The sequence below is a fragment of the Pyrodictium brockii genome (assembly GCF_055379715.1).
This window is the reverse complement of record NZ_AP042401.1, coordinates 493,619-513,261: the sequence shown is the minus strand read 5'-3', so window position 1 is coordinate 513,261 and position 19,643 is coordinate 493,619. Positions and strand designations below refer to the sequence as shown.

Sequence of the window (19,643 nt, the reverse complement as noted above, 5' to 3'; positions counted from 1 at the left end):
CATAGCCTCCCCGGGGAGGGTCTCCCCGGGGAGGCTGAGCAGCCACGGCCGGCCACGCAAGAGTTCTACGCGCGCCCCCGAGGATCAAGGTGCTCGAGGCCCTCGGCGCGATAGCCGACGGGAGGGTCGAGAGGCTCGGCCCTGGGGTCTACAGGGTTACCAGCAGCGAGGGGGACCGGAGCTACCGGGTCTACGTGGACCCCGGCAGGGGCCTGGCCTACAGCGACGACAACGGCACCAGGCTCCGCGGCTACGTGGGCTACCCCATAATAGCCGCGCTGATGCTGGAGGGCCTGCTCCCCCTCGACGAGAGGCTTGCGGAGGCGCTGCGCGGGGTGCCGTGGAGGAGGCTCAACGAGAGGCTGAAGCGGTACGCGCTGGTGGAGAGGGAGGTGAAGCGGCTGGCCCGGGAGCGGGGCGTGGACCCCGGGGAGCTGGACGGCTTCGTCGAGAAGGCCATGGAGAGGCTTAGGGGGCTCCGGCTCCGCTACACGGGGTCTCCGCCCCTCGAGGCGCTCGGCGGGGGCGGCTCTGGTGGCTGAGCCCCGGGGAGGCGAGGTCTGCCGGGTGCTGGAGGCGCTCGCCAGGACCGGGGCCGCGGCGCCCGAGTACCTGGCGGCGGTCACGGGGCTGCCGAGGGGCAGGGTTGAGGCTATACTGGCGCTCCTCGAGGCCTCCGGGGTCGTCGAGAGAGCCGGGTCCGCGGCGGCCGCGTGCCCCTGCAGCCGCTGCCCCCTGGCGAGGGTGTGCGGGGTCCCTCGAGGCGGGGCCAGGGTCAGGCTCTACCGGGTGAGGCGCGGGGCGCTAGAGGCCTGCAAGCGCCAGCAGCCTGTCGGCGAGCACCCCCAGGCCGGCGGCGAGGCCCAGGGCTAGGTTGGTGTTGAAGGCGCGGGGCACCGCCTCGAGGCCCCGGCGGGCTAGGAGGAGGTGCTGGTAGGCCAGGAGCAGCGCCGCCGCCGCCAGGCCGGCCGCCGCTGCCGGCCCCAGCCCGTAGGCCGGCACCGAGGCCAGCATGAGGACCGCTGAGGCGGCGTGCATCAGCCTGGAGGCCCATAGGGCGCCCCGGGGGCCTAGCCGGGCGGGTATGCTGCCGAGCCCCATGCTCCTGTCGAACTCCATGTCCATTATGGCGTAGTACGTGTCGAAGCCCGCGACCCAGAGCGTCACCGCCGCCACGTAGAGCCACGGCACGTGGTGGAGCAGGTCCCAGGCGCCCCGGGCGCGGCCCCCGTAGGCGGCCACCGCGCCGCCGAAGACCACGGAGCCCAGCACGAGGCCCAGGTGGAGGTGGGGGAGCCAGTGGAGCCTCTTAGCGTGCGGGTAGGTAATTGCCGCCAGCCAGAGCAGGGGGGAGAGGAGGAGCGCGTAGCGGTTCAGCAGGGCGGCTGAGGCGTAGTAGAGGAGGGAGCCCGCCGCCACCAGCGCCCAGGCGTCCCGGAGCCCCACGGCCCCGGCCACCAGGGGCCTGCTCCTCGTCCTCGGGTTCAGCCTGTCGATGTCCAGGTCGGCTATGTTGTTGTACGCCATGGCCGCGGTGCGGAGCCCCAGCACGGCGAGGGCTATGAGCGCGGCCTCCCTGGGCCCCAGGCAGCGGGGGCAGGCCAGCACAGCCCCGGCGTAGGCGAAGGGGAGGCTGAAGAGGGTGTGCTCTATCCTCACGAGCCTCATGAGCGCGTGGAGCCGGGAGCGGCGGGAGAGCCTCCCCGGGTCCCAGGCGGCCCTGGCCAATGGGCATGTCAGCCCCCCGCGTCTATGCCTAGGCTGCTCCATATCCGGTCTATCTTCCTGGCGGTCTCGGGGTCGGGCTCCACCTCCTCCGGCCATGGCCTCCCGTTGTTCTCCTCCGGCAGCTTCCTGGTAGCGTCTATGCCGAGCTTGCTCCCGTAGCCGGGGTAGGGGGCCGCGGGGTCCAGCTCGTCGGTGTGGGTGCCCGGCACCACCACCACGTCGCGCTGCGGGTCCACGTGGGCGGCTACGGCCCAGAGCACCTGGTTCAGGTCGTGCACGTCCACGTCGTGGTCGACCACTATGAGTATCTTTGTCAGCGCCATCTGGCCCAGGCCCCAGAGGGCCATCATTACCTTCTTCGCTTGGCCGGGGTAGCGCTTCCTTATCGAGACTATCCCTATGCCCTGGAACACCCCGTGCTCCGGCAGGTTCATGTCAACCACCTCGGGGAGGAGGAGCCTCACGATGGGGAGGAAGATCCTCTCCACAGCCTTGCCTATAGCGGCGTCCTCCATCGGGGGCTTCCCGACCACCGTGCCGACGTAGACGGGGCCGCGGCGGAGCCAGATCCTCTCGACGGTGAGGACGGGGAAGCGGCGGGCCGGCCTATCGTAGTAGCCCCAGTGGTCGCCGAAGGGGCCCTCGGGGGCCTCGCGGCCGGGCTCCACGTAGCCCTCTATCACCAGCTCAGCGCTGGCAGGGACCGGCACCCCGGAGGGGAGCCGGTACACCTCCACCCCCCGGCCCGCCATCACGCCGGCGAAGAGGAGCTTGTCCAGCGGGTAGGGGACCGGCATCACCCCGGCCAGCATCGTCGCCGGGTCGGAGCCCACGACCACCGCTACTGGGAGCCTCTCCCAGGCCCTCTCCCCGGCCTCCCGGTAGGCCTGCTGGCCCCTCTTGTGGAGCTGCCAGTGGACCACTGCCTCCCTCGGCCCCCTCACCATGACGCGGTAGACGCCTATGTTGGTGACCCCGGTGGCGGGGTCCACGGTGTACACCTGGCCGAAGGTTATGTAGCGGCCCCCGTCCCGGGGCCAGGTCTTGAAGGCCGGTATCCTCTCCAGGCTCGCCTCCCCGCCCTCCAGCACCGTGTCCTCGAAGGCCGCCCTGCGGGCCTGCCTGGGGGCGTAGCGGGCGAGGTCGAGGGCCTCCCGGAGGCCCCGGAGCTTCTCCAGGAGCCCCATGGGCGGGGGGCCCGCCAGGGCCCTGGTGAGCCTCTCCCCTATCTCCTCGAGCCTCTCTGCGCCCAGCGCGAGCTTTATCCTCTCGAGCGTGCCGAAGAGGTTGCCCGCCACCCTCCAGCCCGGGTAGCCCCGGACCCTCTCGAAGAGGAGGGCGGGGCCCCGGCGCCTCATGACGCGGCGGAGCACCTCGGGTATCTCGAGCACCGGGCTCAGCTCGGCCCGCACCCTGCGGAGCTGGCCCCTCTCCTCCAGCAGGGCGAGCAGCTCCCGGAGGTCCCTCGCGGCCGGCACCCCTGCGTGCACCCCCCGGGGGGCTCCCCTCCCTGGAGGCTGTTCTAGCTGCCCCCGGCCCCGCCTGCCCCGCCGCCCCCGCTGGGCGCCGCCTCCCCCTGGGGGGCGGCCTCCCCGGCGGCCGGGGTAGGGACCACTACTACGAGGACGTCGTCGCTCTCCAGCAGGGTGTCGTCGGCCGGGTTGGTTATGAGGCGGCCGCGGCGGCGGATCGCCACCGGGGTCATGCCGTGGCGGCGCAGCTCGAGCAGCACGTCGATGTAGCGCTTGCCCGCGTAGGGCGCAGCGGGGATCTCGTGGATCTCTATGAGGCCCTCCTCTATCCTGGATATGTTCTCCACGAACATGGCCGCGCCGGGCTCGAGGAGGCTCGCCGCCAGCATCCTGCCGCCGAGGTCGCGGGTCGGCACCACTATGTCGGCCCCGGCCTTGTGGAGTAGCTCCACGTTCTCGGGGTGGAGGGCCTCCGCCACTATCCTCGCGGAGTGGTTGAGGCCGCGTACCGCCAGCACCACCAGCACCGTCTTGGCGTCGTCGTTGGTGCTGACCACCACCATGCCTGCCCGGTGGACGCTGGCCCGCAGCAGGGTTTCGCGGCGGGTGGGGTCGCCGCGGACCAGGGTGAGGCCCTCTATGTCTATCTCCTTCGCCACCGCGGCGGGCTTCTCGGTGACGAGCACTATGTCGCCGCTGTAGCCGCGGCTGCGCAGCTCCCTCACCGCTGCCTCGCTGGCCGGGGTCCAGCCTATGACTACCACGTGCCGGGCGCCCCTGTACCTTATGTAGCCCTGCCTCCTCCTCTCGGCAGCCTCCACTATGTTGCCGGCGGCTATCGATACCAGGGCGGTGTAGACCGCTATCCCCGCCACTATGGTGAGCATTGCTATGAGCCTGCCGGCGGGGGTGCGGGGGACTATGTCGCCGTAGCCCACCGTGGTCATGGTCTCGAGGGCCCAGTAGAGGCCCTCCTGGAGCCCCAGGCCCTCCACCAGGGAGAAGGAGATGCCGGAGGCGAGCCAGACCAGCATCGCTATGAGCGCCACGTCGAATATTATGTTGCTGCGCAGCCTCCTGGCGAGCCTCGCCAGGAGCCGCCGGAGAGCCTCGACGGCCGCCGCCAGCACCACCTCTCCGGCACCCTTCCCCCGGGGCCCAGGCCCCCCGGGGCCCCCTCATAGCCGCTGCGGGGCTAGAGGCCCCCGGTCTTCTCGAGCCAGCGGGCGTAGAGGCGGAGGCCCCAGAGCGCCCTGGCGGCCCGCGCCTCGCCGGGGTAGACGGGGACCCCGGCCAGCTCCTCCAGCCTCCTCGCCAGCCCCCAGGCCCTGGCGCCGCCGGTCACCGAGGCCACCACGGGGACCCCCTCCTCCCGGGCCCTCCTGAGGACGGGGGCCAGCTTCTCGGGCAGCTCCCCGGTTATCCCGGGGACGTTGAAGTAGGGTATGAGGAGGATCCCGTCCGCCTCCCCGCTCTCCAGGACCACGTGGAGCGCCTCCGCCAGGTGCTCGTCGGTGGCGGAGCCCGTGACGTCCACCGGGTTCCTGGTGCTCGCGAGGGGGAGGAGGACGCGGCGGAGCCTGGCCTGGGTCTCCGGGCTGAGCTCGGGTACCTCGAGGCCCAGGCTGCTCAGCCAGTCGCTTGCCACCACCCCGCTGCCCCCGCCCACGGTGACCACCGCCACCCGGTCGCCCCTCATGGGGGGCTGGAGGGCCAGGGCCACCGCGAGGTCGAAGAGCTCCTCGGTGCTGGAGGCCGGGACCACCCCGGTCTGCCTGAAGAGGGCGGCGTAGAGCTCGTAGCTCTGGGCCAGGCTACCCGTGTGGCTCGCCGCCGCCCGGGCGCCGGCGCCGCTCCTCCCCGCCTTCAGCACCACCACCGGCTTAACCGGGGTGGTCTCCTCCAGCGCCCCGCGGAACCGGGGCCCGTCGTCAACCCCCTCCACGTAGAGGGCGATGCTCCTCGTCTCCGGGTCCCCGCGGAGGTAGGAGAGGAGATCCGCCTCGTCCACGTCGGCCTTGTTCCCGAGGCTCGCGAACCTGCTGATCCCCACCCCCCGGGCCTCGGCCCAGTCCAGCACCGCCGCGCCCAGCGCCCCGCTCTGGCTCACGAAGGCTACCGGCCCCGGGCCCGGCAGCCCCTGCCTCCCCGGCACGAAGAACGTCGCGTTCACCCCGGTGGAGGGCGAGTAGACCCCGATGCAGTTCGGCCCCAGCACCCGGAGCCCGTGGCGCCGCGCGGCCTCCACAAGCCTCTCCTCCAGCGCCGCCCCCCGGGGCCCCACCTCCCGGAACCCGGCGCTCAGCACTATGACCCCCCGCAGCCCCCGGCGGCCCGCCTCGTCCACAACCCTCGGCACCAGGGGCGCGGGGACCGCCACCACAGCCAGGTCCACGGGGTCCGGGACCTCGAGCAGGCTAGGGTAGGCGGGGAGCCCGAGGATCTCGCGGGCGTGAGGGTTCACCGGGTACACCGGGCCCCGGAACCACCTCTTCAGGTTGAGGAGCACCGTGTGCCCGACCTTCCCCGGGTGCCTGGAGGCGCCCACCACCGCGACCCCGCGGGGATGGAAGAAGACGTCCACGCCGCTGCCGGCCGGCGGCCTAGGCCTCAAGATGCGGCCACGCCCCCGCCCAGAGCCGCGCCCCGGGGGGCTGAAAACGGCGCGCCGGGGAGAGAGGGGTGTAGGAGGCGCGTAGAGCGATGGGGGAAAAACTCGTGGGCCCTTAGGGCTCCCCGGGGGCCCCGGGGGCTTCAGCCGGCTATCTTCCTGTAAACCAGCACCACCGCCACGATCGCTATTATGAGGCCTATCAGGCCAGCCGCGACGCCGACCAGGGCGAGCCTGGAGGCGCTGCTGGCCTTGCTGCTGGCGCTGCTCACCTGGCTCTGCAGGCTAGCCGCGGTGGCGCGGAAGCTGTCGATGCTGCTCTTCAGCTGGCCTATGGCGCTCTGCAGCTGCCCGATGCTCTGGGTGGCGGCCTCCAGGGTGTCCACCCTCTTCTCCAGCGTGGCGACGCGGCTGCTCAGGTTGTCCAGCTTGTCGCTCAGGTCGCCGAGCTTCGCGGCCAGCTGGTTCACCGCGGCCTGGTCGGCCTTGCCGGCGACCTGGCCCTGGAGGGAGCTCAGCTGGTCGGCGAGGCTGCCAAGCTTGTCGTTTAGGTCGCTCAGCTCCGCGGCCAGCTTCTCGAGGTCAGCCTTGCCGGCCTTGGTGTCCAGCTGGCTCTGCAGGGTCTTAACCTGCTCGGCGAGGCTCTGCAGCAGCTGGCTCAGCTGCTGTAGCTGCTGGTCCACATACTCCTTGGTGGCCGCCGCCGCCACGCTGGCGTTGAGCTGCTCCAGTGTAGCCATCAGCTCGTTGAGGCTGGCGTTCACCTGGGCCAGCTTGCTGTTCAGCTCAGCCACCTGTGCCTCCAGGCCCCGCACCACGCTCTCCAGGCTCCGTATCTGCAGCGTGCCGAGGCTCACGCGCTCGCCGCGCCCAACGCTGACATTGGTGACAGTGGCGGTGGTGTAGCCGCTCTTCTCAACCTTCACGCAGTAGGTACCAGGGTTCACGAACACCGTGAAGCTGCCGTCGCCGCCCGTGGCGGCCTCGGCGACGGTCTGGTTGCCGCTGCAGACGTACACCTCCGCGCCCGCCACCGGGCTGCCGTTCTCGTCCACCACCCTGCCGGTTATCTCGCCCCCGCTCTGCAGGGTGAAGGTCAGCGTCTGCTGCTCCCCGGTGTCAGCGTTCCTGACCACCACCTGGTAGGTGCCGGTCGGCCAGTCGCCGGGCAGCCTGATGCTCCAGGTGAAGCTGCCGTCGCCGCCAGCGCTTACCTGGTCCGCCACCTTGACCGCGCCGTTCGGGTCCACAATCTTTATTGCTATGACCGCGTTGGGGTCGGCTGTGCCGCTGACCACGAGCGTGTCGCCGGGGATGAAGCTGGCCTTGTTGAGCGAGACGCTAAGCGCCGCCAGCGCCACTATCGACTGGGACACCGCTAGGAGGACAAGCGCTGCAGCGGCTAGCCCCGCGAGCCTCTTAGCAGCCCTACTCCTCATCCTGGTTCACCCGCTCGCCTTCCCCTTCACACCCTACATGCACACAGAGAGCCCAAATATATAGGGGTTTACCCCCGTCGCGCAAGAGCATTCATCTAGAGCCCCGTTGGGGCCGGTAGACGCTCCGGGGCTAAAAACAGGGAGAACCCCAGAGTGGGTAGAGGCCATGTGAAAAAGCGCTCGGGGCAAGACTCTCCGAGCCCCCATGCCCTTCTTCTGCAGCCAGCGCTACCGGCCAACCGTTATAGTCAGCTCTACAGCGCTCTTGCTGAGCGGCTGCATGCTCACCAGGTCCTTCCAGAACAGTATCTTCACCGTGTAGGTGCCGGGCTCCGTCAGCACCGGCAGCGTCGCAGGCACATCGACCACGCTCTTGGCCGGCACCTTGTTGATCGCGTAGTTGTAGGCCACCGGCGCACCGTCCTTGTACACCACCGCTATCACGTAGGTCGTCACGTCGTAGTCGGCGATGTTCTCCACAGGTATCACTATCACCGCCTGCTTGCCAGGCTTCACCACGCTTATGTTCTCCAGCGTGGCGGCGTCCTTCAGCACAGCCTTCTCCGGGTAGGGTATCAGCGGGTATCTCACCTTCGGCGTGGGCGCGGCAACCTTGGTGCTGTTGACTATGTCCACCGGCTTGCCGTTGGAGCCGTACTCGTCATGGTACACCACGTACACAGTGCTGCCGGCGGGCGCGTAGATGGTGTTCGGGGCACTTATCTCGGCAGGGCTGCTGCTCAGCCTCACCGTGTACGTGAACACGCCGGTGTTGGGCCCAGTCTCGATCAGGGTTATGGTCTTCCTCACGTTGATGGCGCTGCTGTACACGGTCACGTTAACCGTGTCGATAGCGTTCGGGTCCCTGTTGGCGTCGAAGTCCTTCACTACTATAGTTAGCATGCTGTCGGGAGCCGGCTGCTCCGGCGTGAACTCTATAGTACCGTTCTCGGAGACCACGCTGACAGTCTTGGTTATCACCTTCTGCTGGCCGTTAGCATCGACTAGGTCGGTGTAGGACACTATCACTGTGTCTACAGGGTTGACCAGGCTGTCGTTGAGGCTCAGCGTGAACACGAAGGTGCCGTTCTCGCTGCCGCCGGTCTCTGGGTACACGGTGCTCAGGTAGGGCTTTAGATCGCTGGTCTTACCGCTGGATACCGCCAGGTAGCCCCGTACGTAGCTCGCATTCATGCCTATGAGGTCTGGGTCGTAGATCACTATCTTCACCGTGCCGAACGGGCTGACCTTCTCCGGCGTCACCGTCAGCTCCGCGGTGTGGCTGCGCACCATGAAGCTGCCGCTAGTGGTCGCGGTGTACACCTTGCCGGATATGCTGCCAGCGCTGACCGGGTCGGTGTAGCTCAGGGTTATTGCCTTGCCTATGAGGCTGCTGTACTCCACGTTCAGCTTGCTTGCTATCAGCCTTAGCAGCTCCTGGGCGGGCATGGTTAGCTGGAACTTGCCCTCAGCCACCTCATTGAAGCTGGCCCCGGCGGCGTTCTCCAGGTCGGCCACAGTTATGCTGGCGGTTGCCACGGTGCAGCCCTGGAAGCTCACGCCGAAGGTTAGATCGCTCGGCAGCTTGTCGTTGCCGGCGCCGGGTATAGTGTCTAGGTCGGGCTCGTAGAGCGTTATCGTCACGTTGTCGCTCAGCTTATCAGCCACCGTGGGCTGGAGCGTCAGCTCGGCGGTGCTCGGGTTCTTCACCGGCAGCTCTACGGTCACGTTCTTGTCCACGCTTGTATCGTTGTACATTATCACTAGCTTGCCGTAGGGCAGGTCGCTCAGCTGCAGCGTTATGCTCTTACCGCCGAGGGTTATCTCAACGCTGCCATTGCTGTAGAAGGTTATGCTTAGCGTGCCCTTGAAGACACCGGTGTCTATGTCGGTCTCCCGCAGCTTTACCTCCTGTATGTTCTCCGGGCTCGTCTGCCCGTACTTCAGGAAGTAGAAGTAGAGTGTAACGTTCTCAACCTTTGCTGGGTCGGTGTTAGCGTCGCTGTCCTTAACCTCTACTGTGTAAGTTATGCTCACGTTTGCGCCTTTGGCGGCCGCTATCGGTATCTTGCTTATGGCTATCTCCTGGCCGTTAGCCACCGCGTAGACCTTGACCTTGCCCTCTATAGCTTGTATGGCTATGGTGCTGTTGTACCACCTGCTGTTTAGCGTGTCCTTGAAGTCCACCTCTATCTTGTCGTTGTTCTTTAGGTCTAGGTTGCGCAGGTAGAGCGGTATCTTGTAGGTGCCGGTGTCGGCGCCGGTCTCGTAGAACGTCTTGATCACGAACACCCTGTTCAGCTCAGTGCTGTTTAGCGTGTTGCCATTCTTCTTCACGTATATCTCTGCTACCGTTATGCCGTTGGGGCTGCCGTAGTGCAGCACCGCGTGGTCGCCAGCTATCTCCATGTAGAGGGTCTCGTTAGCGCTGGGGTTGAGGTTGAGGTTGCCGCTGATCACCTTCATTGTTACTGCCTGGAGCGGGCCAGCGGTGCTGGGCAGGCTCACAGTGGTCGGGTAGAACTCCAGCGCAGCCGTCTTACTCCTGTCTACGGGGGTGCCCTGCACCGAGTACTTGTCGTGGTAGGTCACCACTATCTTCGCCACACTGCTGTTCACGTAGATCACGCCGTTAGAGGTATCTATGCCGGCGTTCCCACTGCTGCTGGGCAGCATCACCTTGAGGGATGCCGTGAACTCGCCGGCGGTGCCCGTGGGCCCGAGCGGCACAGTCGCGGTAGCGATATTGTTGCCGTCCTTGCCCACCAGCGTCACGTCAACGCTCGGGCTGTAGGCGTCGATGTCGGTGAGGGTTATCGTGAAGGCCTCACCGGGCTTCACGCTGCTGGGTATGCTGAGCGCGCCGGTCTGCAGCTTTATGAACGCGTCCACCTCAAAGCTGCCGCTGCCGGCCCCGCTGCCCTCGGTGAAGGTTATCGATACCGGGGCGTCGTTCACAGCGTAGGTGCCGGCTATGAACTCGTAGCTGGGCACATCGCCCCTGCCGGGCATGTAGAGCTTGAACGTCAGCGCGCTACCCTCCTGGTAGACCTCTGGTATGAACGTGTACTGCTCCGGCGTGTAGGTCATGTTTATTGAGACGCTGGTGTTTCCTACCGTGTAGTTGTATAGCCCGGTCCCGCTGCCTGTGAAGCCGTTGATGTTGGTCGACACGTTTGCGGGCACTATGGTTACCCGTACACGAGTTATAGTTATGTTGTCGGGTGCATTGCTGGTCCAGTTGAACGCCTGTCTCGGAGTACTGCTGGTCAGTACAGCGTAGAATGCTAGATTCTCGCTACCGCTGCTATGAGCTGCCTTCGCGAGGAGCTCCACGAATATCGTGGCGTTCTCTGGCACCTGGGTGGCCGATATCTCTAGCTCGTTGTTGCCGGTAGTGTTGTAGCCAACATTTATGCCGATATTCTTCAGATTGCTCGCGCCGGCCTCGAGGGCGGCTGCCTTCATAGCAGGGGTGCCGTCGCTGGTTAGGTTGAATACCTGGACACTGGTATTGCTGGTGAGAACCTTGTTAGCGTTGGAATTCACGTAGGTTAGCGTGTTGGCGGCTGTGGGGTTGGCCAGCAGTGTTGGGTCGTCTACACTGAACTCTACTACCTTCTCGGGGGCCGTGTATAGGTACCCCTGGGTTAGCAGCCTGGCCTTGCTAGGCCCTATGTTTATCCTCACTGTCTGGCTGCCCAGGTCGCCGGCCTCTATCTTGACCTCTATGTAGGCAGTGTTAGCGCTTGGGCTGAGGGCGTTGACTATCGGCCAGGCGCTAGTTATGTTGGCCGATGTGAAGTTGTATTTGTTGCCGTTGGTATCCTGCATGTTTGTTATGTTCTGTACGGCCTTACCCTCTAGAGCTATCACGGGGCTGACCCTGGAGAGGGCGTCTGCCAGGCTGCCAGCGGTGTAGATGTTTATGCCCAGCTCGCTCATCTTGTATATCTTCGAGGCCGTGCCTATGGTGGTGCTGCTAGTGTTGGTGTAGTTCCAGGGGAAGACCCCTTTCTCGAAGGTCTTGTTGAGGGCTATGAATACGTGCCACTCGTTGCCGCCGGCGTAGCCTGCTAGGAGGAGGTAGGGCTCCCTTGCGAGCGCGTTGCCGTTAGCGTCGTAGGGTGTGACCGATACTGCTAGCGGGTGGTCGCTGGGGACGCCCTCCACCTTGATTAACAGTATGTTGTAGTTGAGGTATGGCGCTGGCACGACCTCGACTGTGAAGCTCTGGGCTGCCGCCTTGGTCGCTGCTAGCGGGGACAGTATGGGGGCTAGTATCAGGGCCATGGCTATGAGGGAGGCTATGCGCGTGTTCATGGTCTTGCCCCTCTATGGGCGCACCTCTTCCTAGCGCCGTCGCGTCTGGTAGTGGGTGCGGGTTTTTGGGGTGTATGGCTGCAGGTGTATACACTGGTATACACCTGTGTGCTACGGGGCCCCAGGGTTTAAGGAGGGGCCCAGCGGGCCCCGCGGGTGCGTGCACCTGGGCCGACGGAGCCCCGGAAGCGCTATCGAGGGGAGGATTCAAGGGGAAGGATCGGGGCGCGTGCCCCAGAGGCCGGGGAGGGGGCTAGCCTGCCGCGTGGCCGCCGCGGAGGAGGCGGCGGTAGAGGCGGAGGTGGCGGCGGGCCACCCGCCTCCACTCGGTGCGGGCCGCGTAGCTGTAGAGGAAGCTCATGTAGGTGACTACGGTCTCGTAGTGCCTCAGCGCCCAGCGGAGGAGCCGGGCGAGCGCCCCGGGGCTGCCGGGGGGCGTGGTGAGCCGGGGGGCGTACTGGTAGAGCTCCGCGAGCTTCGGCACCCGGGTGCCTATCACCGGCCTCATGCCCCCCAGGGCTAGGTGGAGCATGCCGCTCACGCTGTAGAACCGGGTGTGCCGGTAGGGGAGGAGCACCAGGTCCGCGGCCGCCAGCAGCATGAGGAGCTCCCGGTGCTCCAGGTACCTCTCAAGGAGGACGAGGTTGACAAGCCTCCCTATCTCCTCCAGCGTCCCGAGCAGCCCCCGGTCCCAGACCTCCCCCGCCACCACGAGGGTGAGGGCGGGGCCGCCCCCGCCGCCGAGGAGCCGGAGGGCCTCGAGGAGCGTGTCCAGCCCCTTGTCCCGCTTGAGGAACCCCGGCACCACCACGAGGGCGCCCCGGAGGCCCCCGAGCCCCAGGCGCTGGAGGAGCTGGTGCCGCGGGAGCCCAAGGTAGGGGTTGAACAGTGTGCCGTGGGGGATCCTGGCCAGCCTGGAGCCGGGCACCCCCTGGCTCCTCAGCTCGAACTCCTGGAGGGGGCTGTGGACCACCACAGCGTCCACGGGGCCAAGGCGGGACTGGAGCCCCAGAGCCTCCCTCTCCGGCGTGTAGGGGTGGTGGACCGTGTGCATGGTGAACACCACCCGGGCCGCCAGCCCCTCCTCCCGCGCCCGGAGCGCCGCCCGGAGGACGGCGTCGCTGTAGCCGTAGAGGCTGTAGTCGTGCTGCACGTGGAGCACGTCGACACCACCGGCCTCGGCCAGGGCGTCGGGGAGATCCTCGACACCCGCGCCGCTGCCCCGCTCGAAGAGGGGGACCACACGGGCCCCCGCGTAGTCGTTGACCCACGGCTCCCGGAGAGACCGGTCGGAGAACACGAGGACCTCGACGCCAGGGTCGACGGAGCGCAGAGCGGCGGCGAGCATCCTGGTGTACTCTCCTATCCCGCAGTGGGTCGGCGGGTAGCTGGAGACAATGCCGACCCTCACAGCCGGCACCAGGGATTACCTACGCCCGCCGGAGGCAATCAGAGTTGCTCTCAGAGTTGCTCTAGAAGGGGCCCAAGCCCCCGGAGGGGCTACGCCCCCAGCTCCTCCATGAGGCTCCTGGCAGCGAGCCTCACCGCCTCCCCGCTGGTGTAGCGGGCTGCCAGCCCGTGTCCCCGGCCATCCTCGTTATGTCTAGGAGCATGGGCTCCACGTCCCCCGGGGCCAGCCCCGGCCGCCGGGGGTCGCCGGCCTGTACACGTGCTCCACGCCGGCCAGCCCCATCTCCTCCTCAACTATCCTGGCTATCTCCTCCACCGTTATCCAGCCCCTGTTCCCCACGTTGTAGACCCGGAGCGCGTCCCCGCCGCGTAGCAGCCCGTCGAGCGCCGCCATGGTGGCCTCCACCGCGTCGGCCACGTGGAGGTAGCTCTTCCTCTGGCTCCCGTCGCCCAGTATCTCGAGCCTCTGGGGGCTCTCCCTGAGCTTCACTATGAAGTCGTGGATGACGCCGTGCCTGAGCCGGGGGCCGACTATGTTGGCGTACCGCAGCACCAGGCCCTGGAGCCCGTAGAGCCCGGCGTAGACGCCCACCATGGTCTCCGCCGCGGCCTTGGTCGCGCCGTCTGTGCCTAACCTCGGGGTTGGCAGCGTAGTGGAGCACCACGTCAACGCCCCTAAACCCGTCCAGCCAGCCTCCCGGCTCCAGCAGGTCGGCCCTCACCAGCCTGAAGCCCCTCTCCCCGAGGAGCCCCCGGATGTTCTCCACGCGGCCCGTGGAGAAGTTGTCTATGCCGACCACGCTGCAGCCCTCCCCGAGGAGCCTCTCGGCCAGATGGCTCCCCGGGAACCCTGCCACACCGGTACCAGGGCCCTCAAGACCCCGGGTCACCCTGCAGGGATGCCACGCCAAACCCGGGGGCCCGAGGGCCTTGCAGCTATATATCCCGGGGGCCGGGGGCTGCAGGAGGAGGCCGGCCCCTCATGGAGGCTGTAGCGGCTATCCTGGCTGGCGGGGAGGGCAGGAGGCTGAGACCCTACACCGACCTGATCCCCAAGCCCATGATACCGGTCGGCCCGGAGGAGAAGCCGGTCCTCGAGCACATAGTGGAGTGGATAGCCCGCCACGGGGTAAGAGACATAGTGCTCCTCGTAGGCTACAAGTGGCGCTACATCCGCAACTACTTCCGCGACGGGGCGGGCCTGGGGGCCAGGATACGCTACTCTGTCGACACCCCGGAGTACCGGGGCACGGGGGGCGCGCTCCTCCAGGCCTACCGCAGAGGCCTACTGAGAAACCCCACCCTCGTCTGGTACGGCGACATACTCGCAGCCCTAAACCCCCTAGACCTCCTAAAAACACACGAGGAGAAGGGGAGCCACGCAACCCTGGCAATCGCCACCCGCTACCAGGTGCCAGTCGGGGTAGCAGAGATGGGGGAGGACGGCAGGATAACAGGGCTGCGCGAGAAGCCAGAGCTAAGCATAAACGCCACCATAGGAATCCTGGCGGTAGACCCCAGCGTCCTAGACGAGGCCGAGCAGAAGCTGGGCAGAAACTTCGACATCATGGCGGGCCTGATCCCCTACATGATAGAGAGGGGCTACAGGGTCTACGCATACATCTACAACGGGCCGTGGATAGACGTGGGGAGCATGGAGAGGTACGCAAAGCTGGACCCGGACAGGCTAGCCGAGATACTAAACCCGGAGAACACATAGCCGTGGAGCCCCGGCAGCCCCCGGGGAGCGGCTCTCGGAGGGATGACGGCTGTAGATGGGAGCGGCTCTATGCTTGTTCGGCGCTGACGGCTCCGGGAAGACGAGTATCGCTAGGCGTGTTGCAGCATATCTGCGCGGCCGTGGGCTGCGGGTCAGCGTCGCCTGGGTTCGCGGCTCCCATACCCTCGCCTCCCTACTCGCTAGGATGCTCTCAAGGGCCTCTGCCTTCCGGGGTGCGTGTAACCCCTACTACCGGATCTGCATCCCCCCGGCTATGAGGAGGCTATGGGTCTTCATAGAGTTTGCCTCCGTGCTTCCCGTCGTCTTGGCCAGGTTTGCCGCCCCCCGCCTCCTCGGGCGTGTGGTTGTTGCCGAGCGCTGCCCCCTAGACTTCCTGGTCTGGCTTGTGGTCACTCTGAGGGATACCAGTGTCGTGGGCAGCTTCTATGGGAGGTCCACTATATCCCTCTCGAGGCTCCTCTGTAGCCGCATCCTCTATGTACGTGCCGGCGTGGAGGCACTGCTCTCCAGGAGGAGGGGCTCCGGAGAGGAGCAGCTTATCCCTCTAGAGCTACGGGTCTACGACCGCCTGGCCGAGGCGCTGGGCGCCCCCCGCATAGACACCACTGGTAGGAGTGTAGACGAGTCATTCTCTGAAGCGCTGGAGGTGCTCGGCCTTAGCGGTGAACAGTGAAGCCTTTAGACTCGTCTACGAGGCCGTCGTCCACGGCAGGGCTGTAGAGCCTGGGGAGCTTCTAGAAGAGTGCATCGAGGCCGCCTCGAAGAACAAAGTGCTGCTAGAGTTTCTGAGGGCTGCAGGCGTGCAGGGGAGGCTGCGGGCCCTGGAGGAGGCGAGGTACAGGCTCTTCCTTGAGGCGCTGCACCTGGTCTCCAGGGCTCTTAGGGGCCTCAACTACGTGTTCTTCAAGCTGCGCAAGCCTGCGAGGTACGTGCCCTCGGATATAGACGTGCTCGTAGACCCCGGTGACGCCGCTAGAGCCCGGCGCCGCCTAGAGAGGGTAGGGTTCCGTGTCGAGGTGCTAGAGCCCTACACTATCACCATGAGGAGGGGGCGGGTGATAGTAGACCTCTACACCTACCCAACAGTGGGCGGTGTGGCCTACCTTGACGGCCCCCGCCTGCTAGAGTATAGGGAGCTGGGGGTTTTCGAGGGCCTCGAGATACCCCTACTGGAGAGGCCTCTAGAGGCCCTAGTCGCTGCAGCCCACTCGGTGTATAAGGAGAGGCTCTACACGTTAAACGACTACGTCACCCTAGCCCGCTGGGGCTCGAGGACCATGCTCCGGCTAGCCGAGGAGCTTGGATGCAGCGACGCTGTACGGGAGGCGCTCCGCATCCACAGCATGGTGCACATGGGGGGTGTTCTCCCCTACAGGATACCGCTAGCCCGCTGGCTCCTCCTGCTCCTGCGTAAAGCCTCCAGGGACGCTGCGACGCGGGCCACCCTCCCGAACATCGCCAGGGCTCTCAGGGACCCCCGGTTCGGGGAGCTGGTGAGGTCTAAGCTGCTCCGGGAGACCTACTAGCACCGCATCCTAGGCTATCCTCCTCAGCCTCCCCCCGGAGAGCATGTACTCCCTGTCACCGCCGTAGAGCACGCCTAGCTCCGTGGTCGTTATCAGCGCGGCTGCCCCCCTCTCCCTAACATAGTCTCTCAGTAGGCTTAGCACCGTCTCCCTGGCCTCGTCGTCTAGGCTGGAGAGGGGCTCGTCTGCGACAACCAGGCGCGGCTTCTTCACGAGCGCGCGGGCTATTGCCGCCCTCTGCCTCTGGCCCCCGCTCACCTCCCCCGGATACCTCTCCTCGAGGCCTTTGAGGCCAAGCCTCTCCAGGAGCATGCTGGCCTCCCTTCTAGCCTCCTCCCTGCCCACACCCATGAGGCGGAGTGGCAGCGCCACGTTGTCGACCAGGGTTAGGCTTGGCAGGAGCCTACTATACTGGTCTACATAGCCTATATGCTTCAGCCTCAGCTTTGACCTCTCCTGGTCCCCTGCGCCCGTGACGTCACTCCCCATGAAGACTGTCCTCCCTCTAGTGGGCGCCAGGAGGAGAGCCGCTATCATTGCGAGCGTTGTCTTCCCCACACCGCTCCTCCCATGCACTACTAGGATCTCGCCCCTCTCCAGGGAGAGGTCGACCTCCCGGAGTATCGTGTCTGCTCCTCTCTCGAACCAGACACCCCTAAGCTCTAGGATCAACGCCCCCACCATAGAGGTAGGCTTGGACCCAGAAGTTATCGTATACCCTGCTGTACCCCTCCCGGCTGAAGAGGCCCCCTAACCGGTATATGCTGTGGAAGAACTTGTAGCCAATGCGGTAGTTCTCGTAGTACACTATGTAGAGCTTGCCGGGCCTGGGCGCCCCGCCTTGGAGCAGCATGGCGGGCACGTCTCTGGAGTCTACGTTCCTCTCCATCAAACCGTAGTAGTAGACCTTCGTGTCCCCCACTAGCGTTAGGTTTCTCGAGGCATAGGCGAACACAGTGTCGAAGCCCCTGGTCTCACAGAGGGGGTAGTACCAGGTATACGATACCTTATCCCTATAGCTGACTATGTTCACGGATACCAGCAGCCCGGAGGCGAGCGAGGCGGCGGCGACAGCTGCCGCGAGAAGCCTCACCCCTCCACCTCCCCTGCCCCACAGGTAGCCCACGAGCAGGGCGAGCATGGGCACGAGGTAGTCCAGGAACCTGTGGATTATACTTGAGACCCCCGGGGAGCCGAACAGGGCGAATGCCGTGTTGAGCGCTATGAAGAGGCCCAGGGCCGCCTCCAGGGCGCCTAGCAGCCGGTCGCGGATAAACGCCACCAGGGTGAGCGCAGCCGCTATGGGCGCAGCGTAGGGGAGTATGTGGCTGCTACTCATCCTAACCCCTATCATGGCTGCAACCGAGCCCCGGAAGGCGAGTATATAGGCCATAACCGGGATGACCGGTAGCACGGCTGCCGCAGGGCTCACCCGCCCGGCGAATACCAGGAAGCCGCCATAGATCACAGCAGCGTAGACGAGGTACAGGGCGGCATCGCGTAGACCCAGGGGGAGCTGGAGGCCGTAGCGGCCGTAGAGGGTGTAGTAGGCGGCGAAGACCAGGGCTTCAAGCGCGGCCAGGAGGAGTAGGCGGGCCCCAGCCCCGGGAGCCGCTAGCCGCAGGCCCTTCAGGCTGCAGGCGAGCAAGGCGTAGGCAAGCCCAGCGGTAAACCCGGCGGCCATGAAGCTGGCTAGGTGATGCGATACAGCCATCCCGAGGGAGAGCACCGCTGCCAGGGCGAGGCCCCTGGCCGCCAGGGGCTCCTCCAGGGCGCGGAGGGCTAGGGCTAGGAGGGCGAAAAGCATGGGGTATGCGTAGACCTCCTTGAGGGGGCTCGAGGTGAACACGAGCAGTGAGGGCGTGAAGCCGAGGACTAGCAGGGATAGAGTAGACGAGCTCCGGGCCAGGATCCTCCGGGCAAACGCGTAGAACGCCACCATCATGCCGGCGGCGAGGGCCGCGGTGTAGAGGTACATGTACACCCCTCTAGCTGATAGCCCGAGCACGGCTGCAGAGACGGCGGCCGACAGGATGACCCCGGGCCAGTGGTTGTTATAGCCGTCGAACAGCTTGTCTTCCCAGATACGGGCCTGAGAGTTCTCTAGGAGCACCCGGGTGTCGCGGTAGAGGGGCCAGACGTCGGTGGAGAAGAGGCTGCCCGACATGTAGGCTGGGAGGAGGCGGGCAAGCACAGCGAGCACCAGTATGGCTGACAGCGCTAGAGCAGCTCTACGCCCGGCCATCGGGCTTCACCATCCACACGCCTGCAGCAAGCATAGCCGCGCCCAGGGCTAGCGAGGCGGCGAGGATAGAGGCGTCGGGCACCAGGCCAACCCTGTAGTGCAGTATGCCGAGCCTTACGCCGGGGAGGATCCTCCATGCAGCCGCCGCGGCCGCCAGCCCCGCGGCCGCGTAGTGCGCTAGCGCCAGCGCTGTGATACAGGCCCTGGCGCTGCGCAGCGGCAGGCCCAGCTCGTGGAGCAGCTCTAGCTCCTCGGAGCTGCCGAGTACAAGCGACTGGCCCAGCGTGTAGAAGCCTAGGCCTAGGAGGAGGGTGACCGCCGCCTGGAGTGCCAGCAGCAGGCTCCTGCTCAGCCTCACCCTCGAGAGGAGCATGCTGGTGTACGACTCGTAGGCGCTCGCCGACACCCCTCCACCGTGGGATCTCAGGGCGAGCAGCGCCCTCCCCACCATGCTCTTCTCGGCGGCCGGGAGGCCGAGGAGCCTCACAGCCCTCTCAAACCCCTCCAGGCTATCGAGGAAGACTATGGCTATAGAGGTGCTGCCCGGGCCCAGCCCCCTTATAGCCATGGCTGTAGCGGGGTTCGTCACCAGCTCATAGCTCAGCGGGCCGCTAGCGTGGAGCACGCCCTCGACGCGCAGCGCGTAGTCCGAGCAGGTGAAGGGGGAGTAGACGACTATGACGTCCCCCCTATGGAGCCCTAGCTCTCTGGCGAGCGCGGAGCCCGGCCACACGCAGCCGATGCAGTGGTCGTCGAAGGGCCTCCCCAGCACCTTGTAGCTGCCGGCCACTATGACGAGGTCCTCCCCTCTAACCCCCCGGACAACTATATCCGTGCCATGGTATTCCACGAGCGCCAGTACCTCGTAGACCACCTTCTCTACCCCGGTGAGCCTGCGGAGGGTCTCCTCGAGCGCGTGCCCGTCAATCCTCGAGGTGAAGGGTGCAAGAGAGTAGGAGGAGAGGACCAGGTAGTAGGGTGTAGGGGCCCGCCTCGGCTCGGTAATGTAGTCCGGCAGGGTGTAGAGCACGTCGATAAGACCCGCGTTAACCAGCACTGCCAGGATGTAGAGCGCTGTAGCCGCCGCTAAGAGCGCGTAACGCCTAGACTCTAGAACGCCCAAGACGGCCCGCGGGCACGCCATCCCG

16 protein-coding genes and 1 pseudogene are annotated in these 19,643 nt (G+C 66.2%); 5 read left to right on the top strand and 12 right to left on the bottom strand.

The window, feature by feature from the left end; translation table 11 throughout:
• The first annotated feature begins 89 nt into the window (after positions 1-89).
• Both ACZ42Y_RS02900 and ACZ42Y_RS02895 read left to right on the top strand, forming a co-directional pair.
• Positions 90-542, top strand: coding sequence for a hypothetical protein (locus ACZ42Y_RS02900; RefSeq protein ID WP_464735653.1), 453 nt, complete (start codon positions 90-92; stop codon positions 540-542).
• Positions 535-873, top strand: coding sequence for a MarR family transcriptional regulator (locus tag ACZ42Y_RS02895; protein WP_058371506.1), 339 nt, complete (start codon positions 535-537; stop codon positions 871-873). The genes ACZ42Y_RS02900 and ACZ42Y_RS02895 overlap by 8 nt, the downstream gene beginning before the upstream one ends.
• Here the strand turns inward: ACZ42Y_RS02895 and ACZ42Y_RS02890 are convergent.
• The 9 genes and pseudogenes from ACZ42Y_RS02890 to ACZ42Y_RS02850 all read right to left on the bottom strand — a co-directional run.
• Positions 805-1,728, bottom strand: a complete 924-nt coding sequence (locus ACZ42Y_RS02890) for a UbiA-like polyprenyltransferase (RefSeq protein ID WP_464735652.1) — start codon at positions 1,726-1,728, stop codon at positions 805-807. The two genes, ACZ42Y_RS02895 and ACZ42Y_RS02890, sit on opposite strands and share 69 nt — an antisense overlap.
• Positions 1,729-1,736: 8 nt before the next feature.
• Positions 1,737-3,206 (bottom strand): UbiD family decarboxylase, encoded by a 1,470-nt coding sequence (locus ACZ42Y_RS02885; protein ID WP_464735651.1) that lies wholly within the window; start codon positions 3,204-3,206, stop codon positions 1,737-1,739.
• Between the two features lie 44 nt (positions 3,207-3,250).
• Complete coding sequence (locus tag ACZ42Y_RS02880) at positions 3,251-4,333, bottom strand: potassium channel family protein (protein WP_058371509.1); 1,083 nt, start codon at positions 4,331-4,333, stop codon at positions 3,251-3,253.
• 62 nt (positions 4,334-4,395) lie between these two features.
• On the bottom strand, positions 4,396-5,814 hold the full coding sequence (locus ACZ42Y_RS02875) for an acetate--CoA ligase family protein (RefSeq protein WP_464735650.1): 1,419 nt from the start codon (positions 5,812-5,814) through the stop codon (positions 4,396-4,398).
• A gap of 140 nt (positions 5,815-5,954) precedes the next feature.
• On the bottom strand, positions 5,955-7,250 hold the full coding sequence (locus tag ACZ42Y_RS02870; protein WP_464735649.1) for a carboxypeptidase-like regulatory domain-containing protein: 1,296 nt from the start codon (positions 7,248-7,250) through the stop codon (positions 5,955-5,957).
• Positions 7,251-7,478: 228 nt separating this feature from the next.
• Positions 7,479-11,573: a hypothetical protein gene (locus ACZ42Y_RS02865; RefSeq protein WP_464735648.1), complete on the bottom strand. Its 4,095-nt coding sequence runs from the start codon at positions 11,571-11,573 to the stop codon at positions 7,479-7,481.
• A 253-nt stretch (positions 11,574-11,826) separates the two neighbouring features.
• Positions 11,827-12,993, bottom strand: coding sequence for a glycosyltransferase (locus tag ACZ42Y_RS02860; protein ID WP_464735647.1), 1,167 nt, complete (start codon positions 12,991-12,993; stop codon positions 11,827-11,829).
• A gap of 183 nt (positions 12,994-13,176) precedes the next feature.
• The gene (locus ACZ42Y_RS02855) at positions 13,177-13,653 is read right to left on the bottom strand and encodes an NAD-dependent epimerase/dehydratase family protein (RefSeq protein ID WP_275113636.1); all 477 of its coding nucleotides are present in this window, start codon (positions 13,651-13,653) and stop codon (positions 13,177-13,179) included.
• 12 nt (positions 13,654-13,665) lie between these two features.
• Positions 13,666-13,840: pseudogene (locus ACZ42Y_RS02850) on the bottom strand (NAD-dependent epimerase/dehydratase family protein); the annotation flags it as partial.
• 125 nt (positions 13,841-13,965) lie between these two features.
• On the opposite strand from ACZ42Y_RS02850, the gene ACZ42Y_RS02845 reads away from it, so the two are divergent.
• From ACZ42Y_RS02845 to ACZ42Y_RS02835, 3 genes are all read left to right on the top strand, one after another.
• Complete coding sequence (locus ACZ42Y_RS02845; RefSeq protein WP_464735646.1) at positions 13,966-14,703, top strand: nucleotidyltransferase family protein; 738 nt, start codon at positions 13,966-13,968, stop codon at positions 14,701-14,703.
• Positions 14,704-14,776: 73 nt separating this feature from the next.
• Positions 14,777-15,397 carry a nucleoside/nucleotide kinase family protein gene (locus ACZ42Y_RS02840; RefSeq protein ID WP_464735645.1) on the top strand — a complete coding sequence of 207 codons (621 nt, stop codon included), beginning with the start codon at positions 14,777-14,779 and terminating at the stop codon, positions 15,395-15,397.
• Positions 15,387-16,250, top strand: coding sequence for a nucleotidyltransferase family protein (locus tag ACZ42Y_RS02835; RefSeq protein ID WP_464735644.1), 864 nt, complete (start codon positions 15,387-15,389; stop codon positions 16,248-16,250). Before ACZ42Y_RS02840 ends, ACZ42Y_RS02835 begins: the two co-directional genes overlap by 11 nt.
• Before the next feature lie 9 nt (positions 16,251-16,259).
• On the opposite strand, the gene ACZ42Y_RS02830 is transcribed toward ACZ42Y_RS02835, so the two are convergent.
• The 3 genes from ACZ42Y_RS02830 to ACZ42Y_RS02820 are packed head-to-tail and all read right to left on the bottom strand — an operon-like array spanning position 16,260 to position 19,639.
• Positions 16,260-16,922 carry an ABC transporter ATP-binding protein gene (locus ACZ42Y_RS02830; protein WP_464735643.1) on the bottom strand — a complete coding sequence of 221 codons (663 nt, stop codon included), beginning with the start codon at positions 16,920-16,922 and terminating at the stop codon, positions 16,260-16,262.
• Positions 16,906-18,495 carry a hypothetical protein gene (locus tag ACZ42Y_RS02825; RefSeq protein ID WP_464735642.1) on the bottom strand — a complete coding sequence of 530 codons (1,590 nt, stop codon included), beginning with the start codon at positions 18,493-18,495 and terminating at the stop codon, positions 16,906-16,908. Before ACZ42Y_RS02825 ends, ACZ42Y_RS02830 begins: the two co-directional genes overlap by 17 nt.
• Complete coding sequence (locus ACZ42Y_RS02820) at positions 18,482-19,639, bottom strand: hypothetical protein (RefSeq protein WP_464735641.1); 1,158 nt, start codon at positions 19,637-19,639, stop codon at positions 18,482-18,484. Before ACZ42Y_RS02820 ends, ACZ42Y_RS02825 begins: the two co-directional genes overlap by 14 nt.
• Positions 19,640-19,643 lie beyond the last annotated feature (4 nt).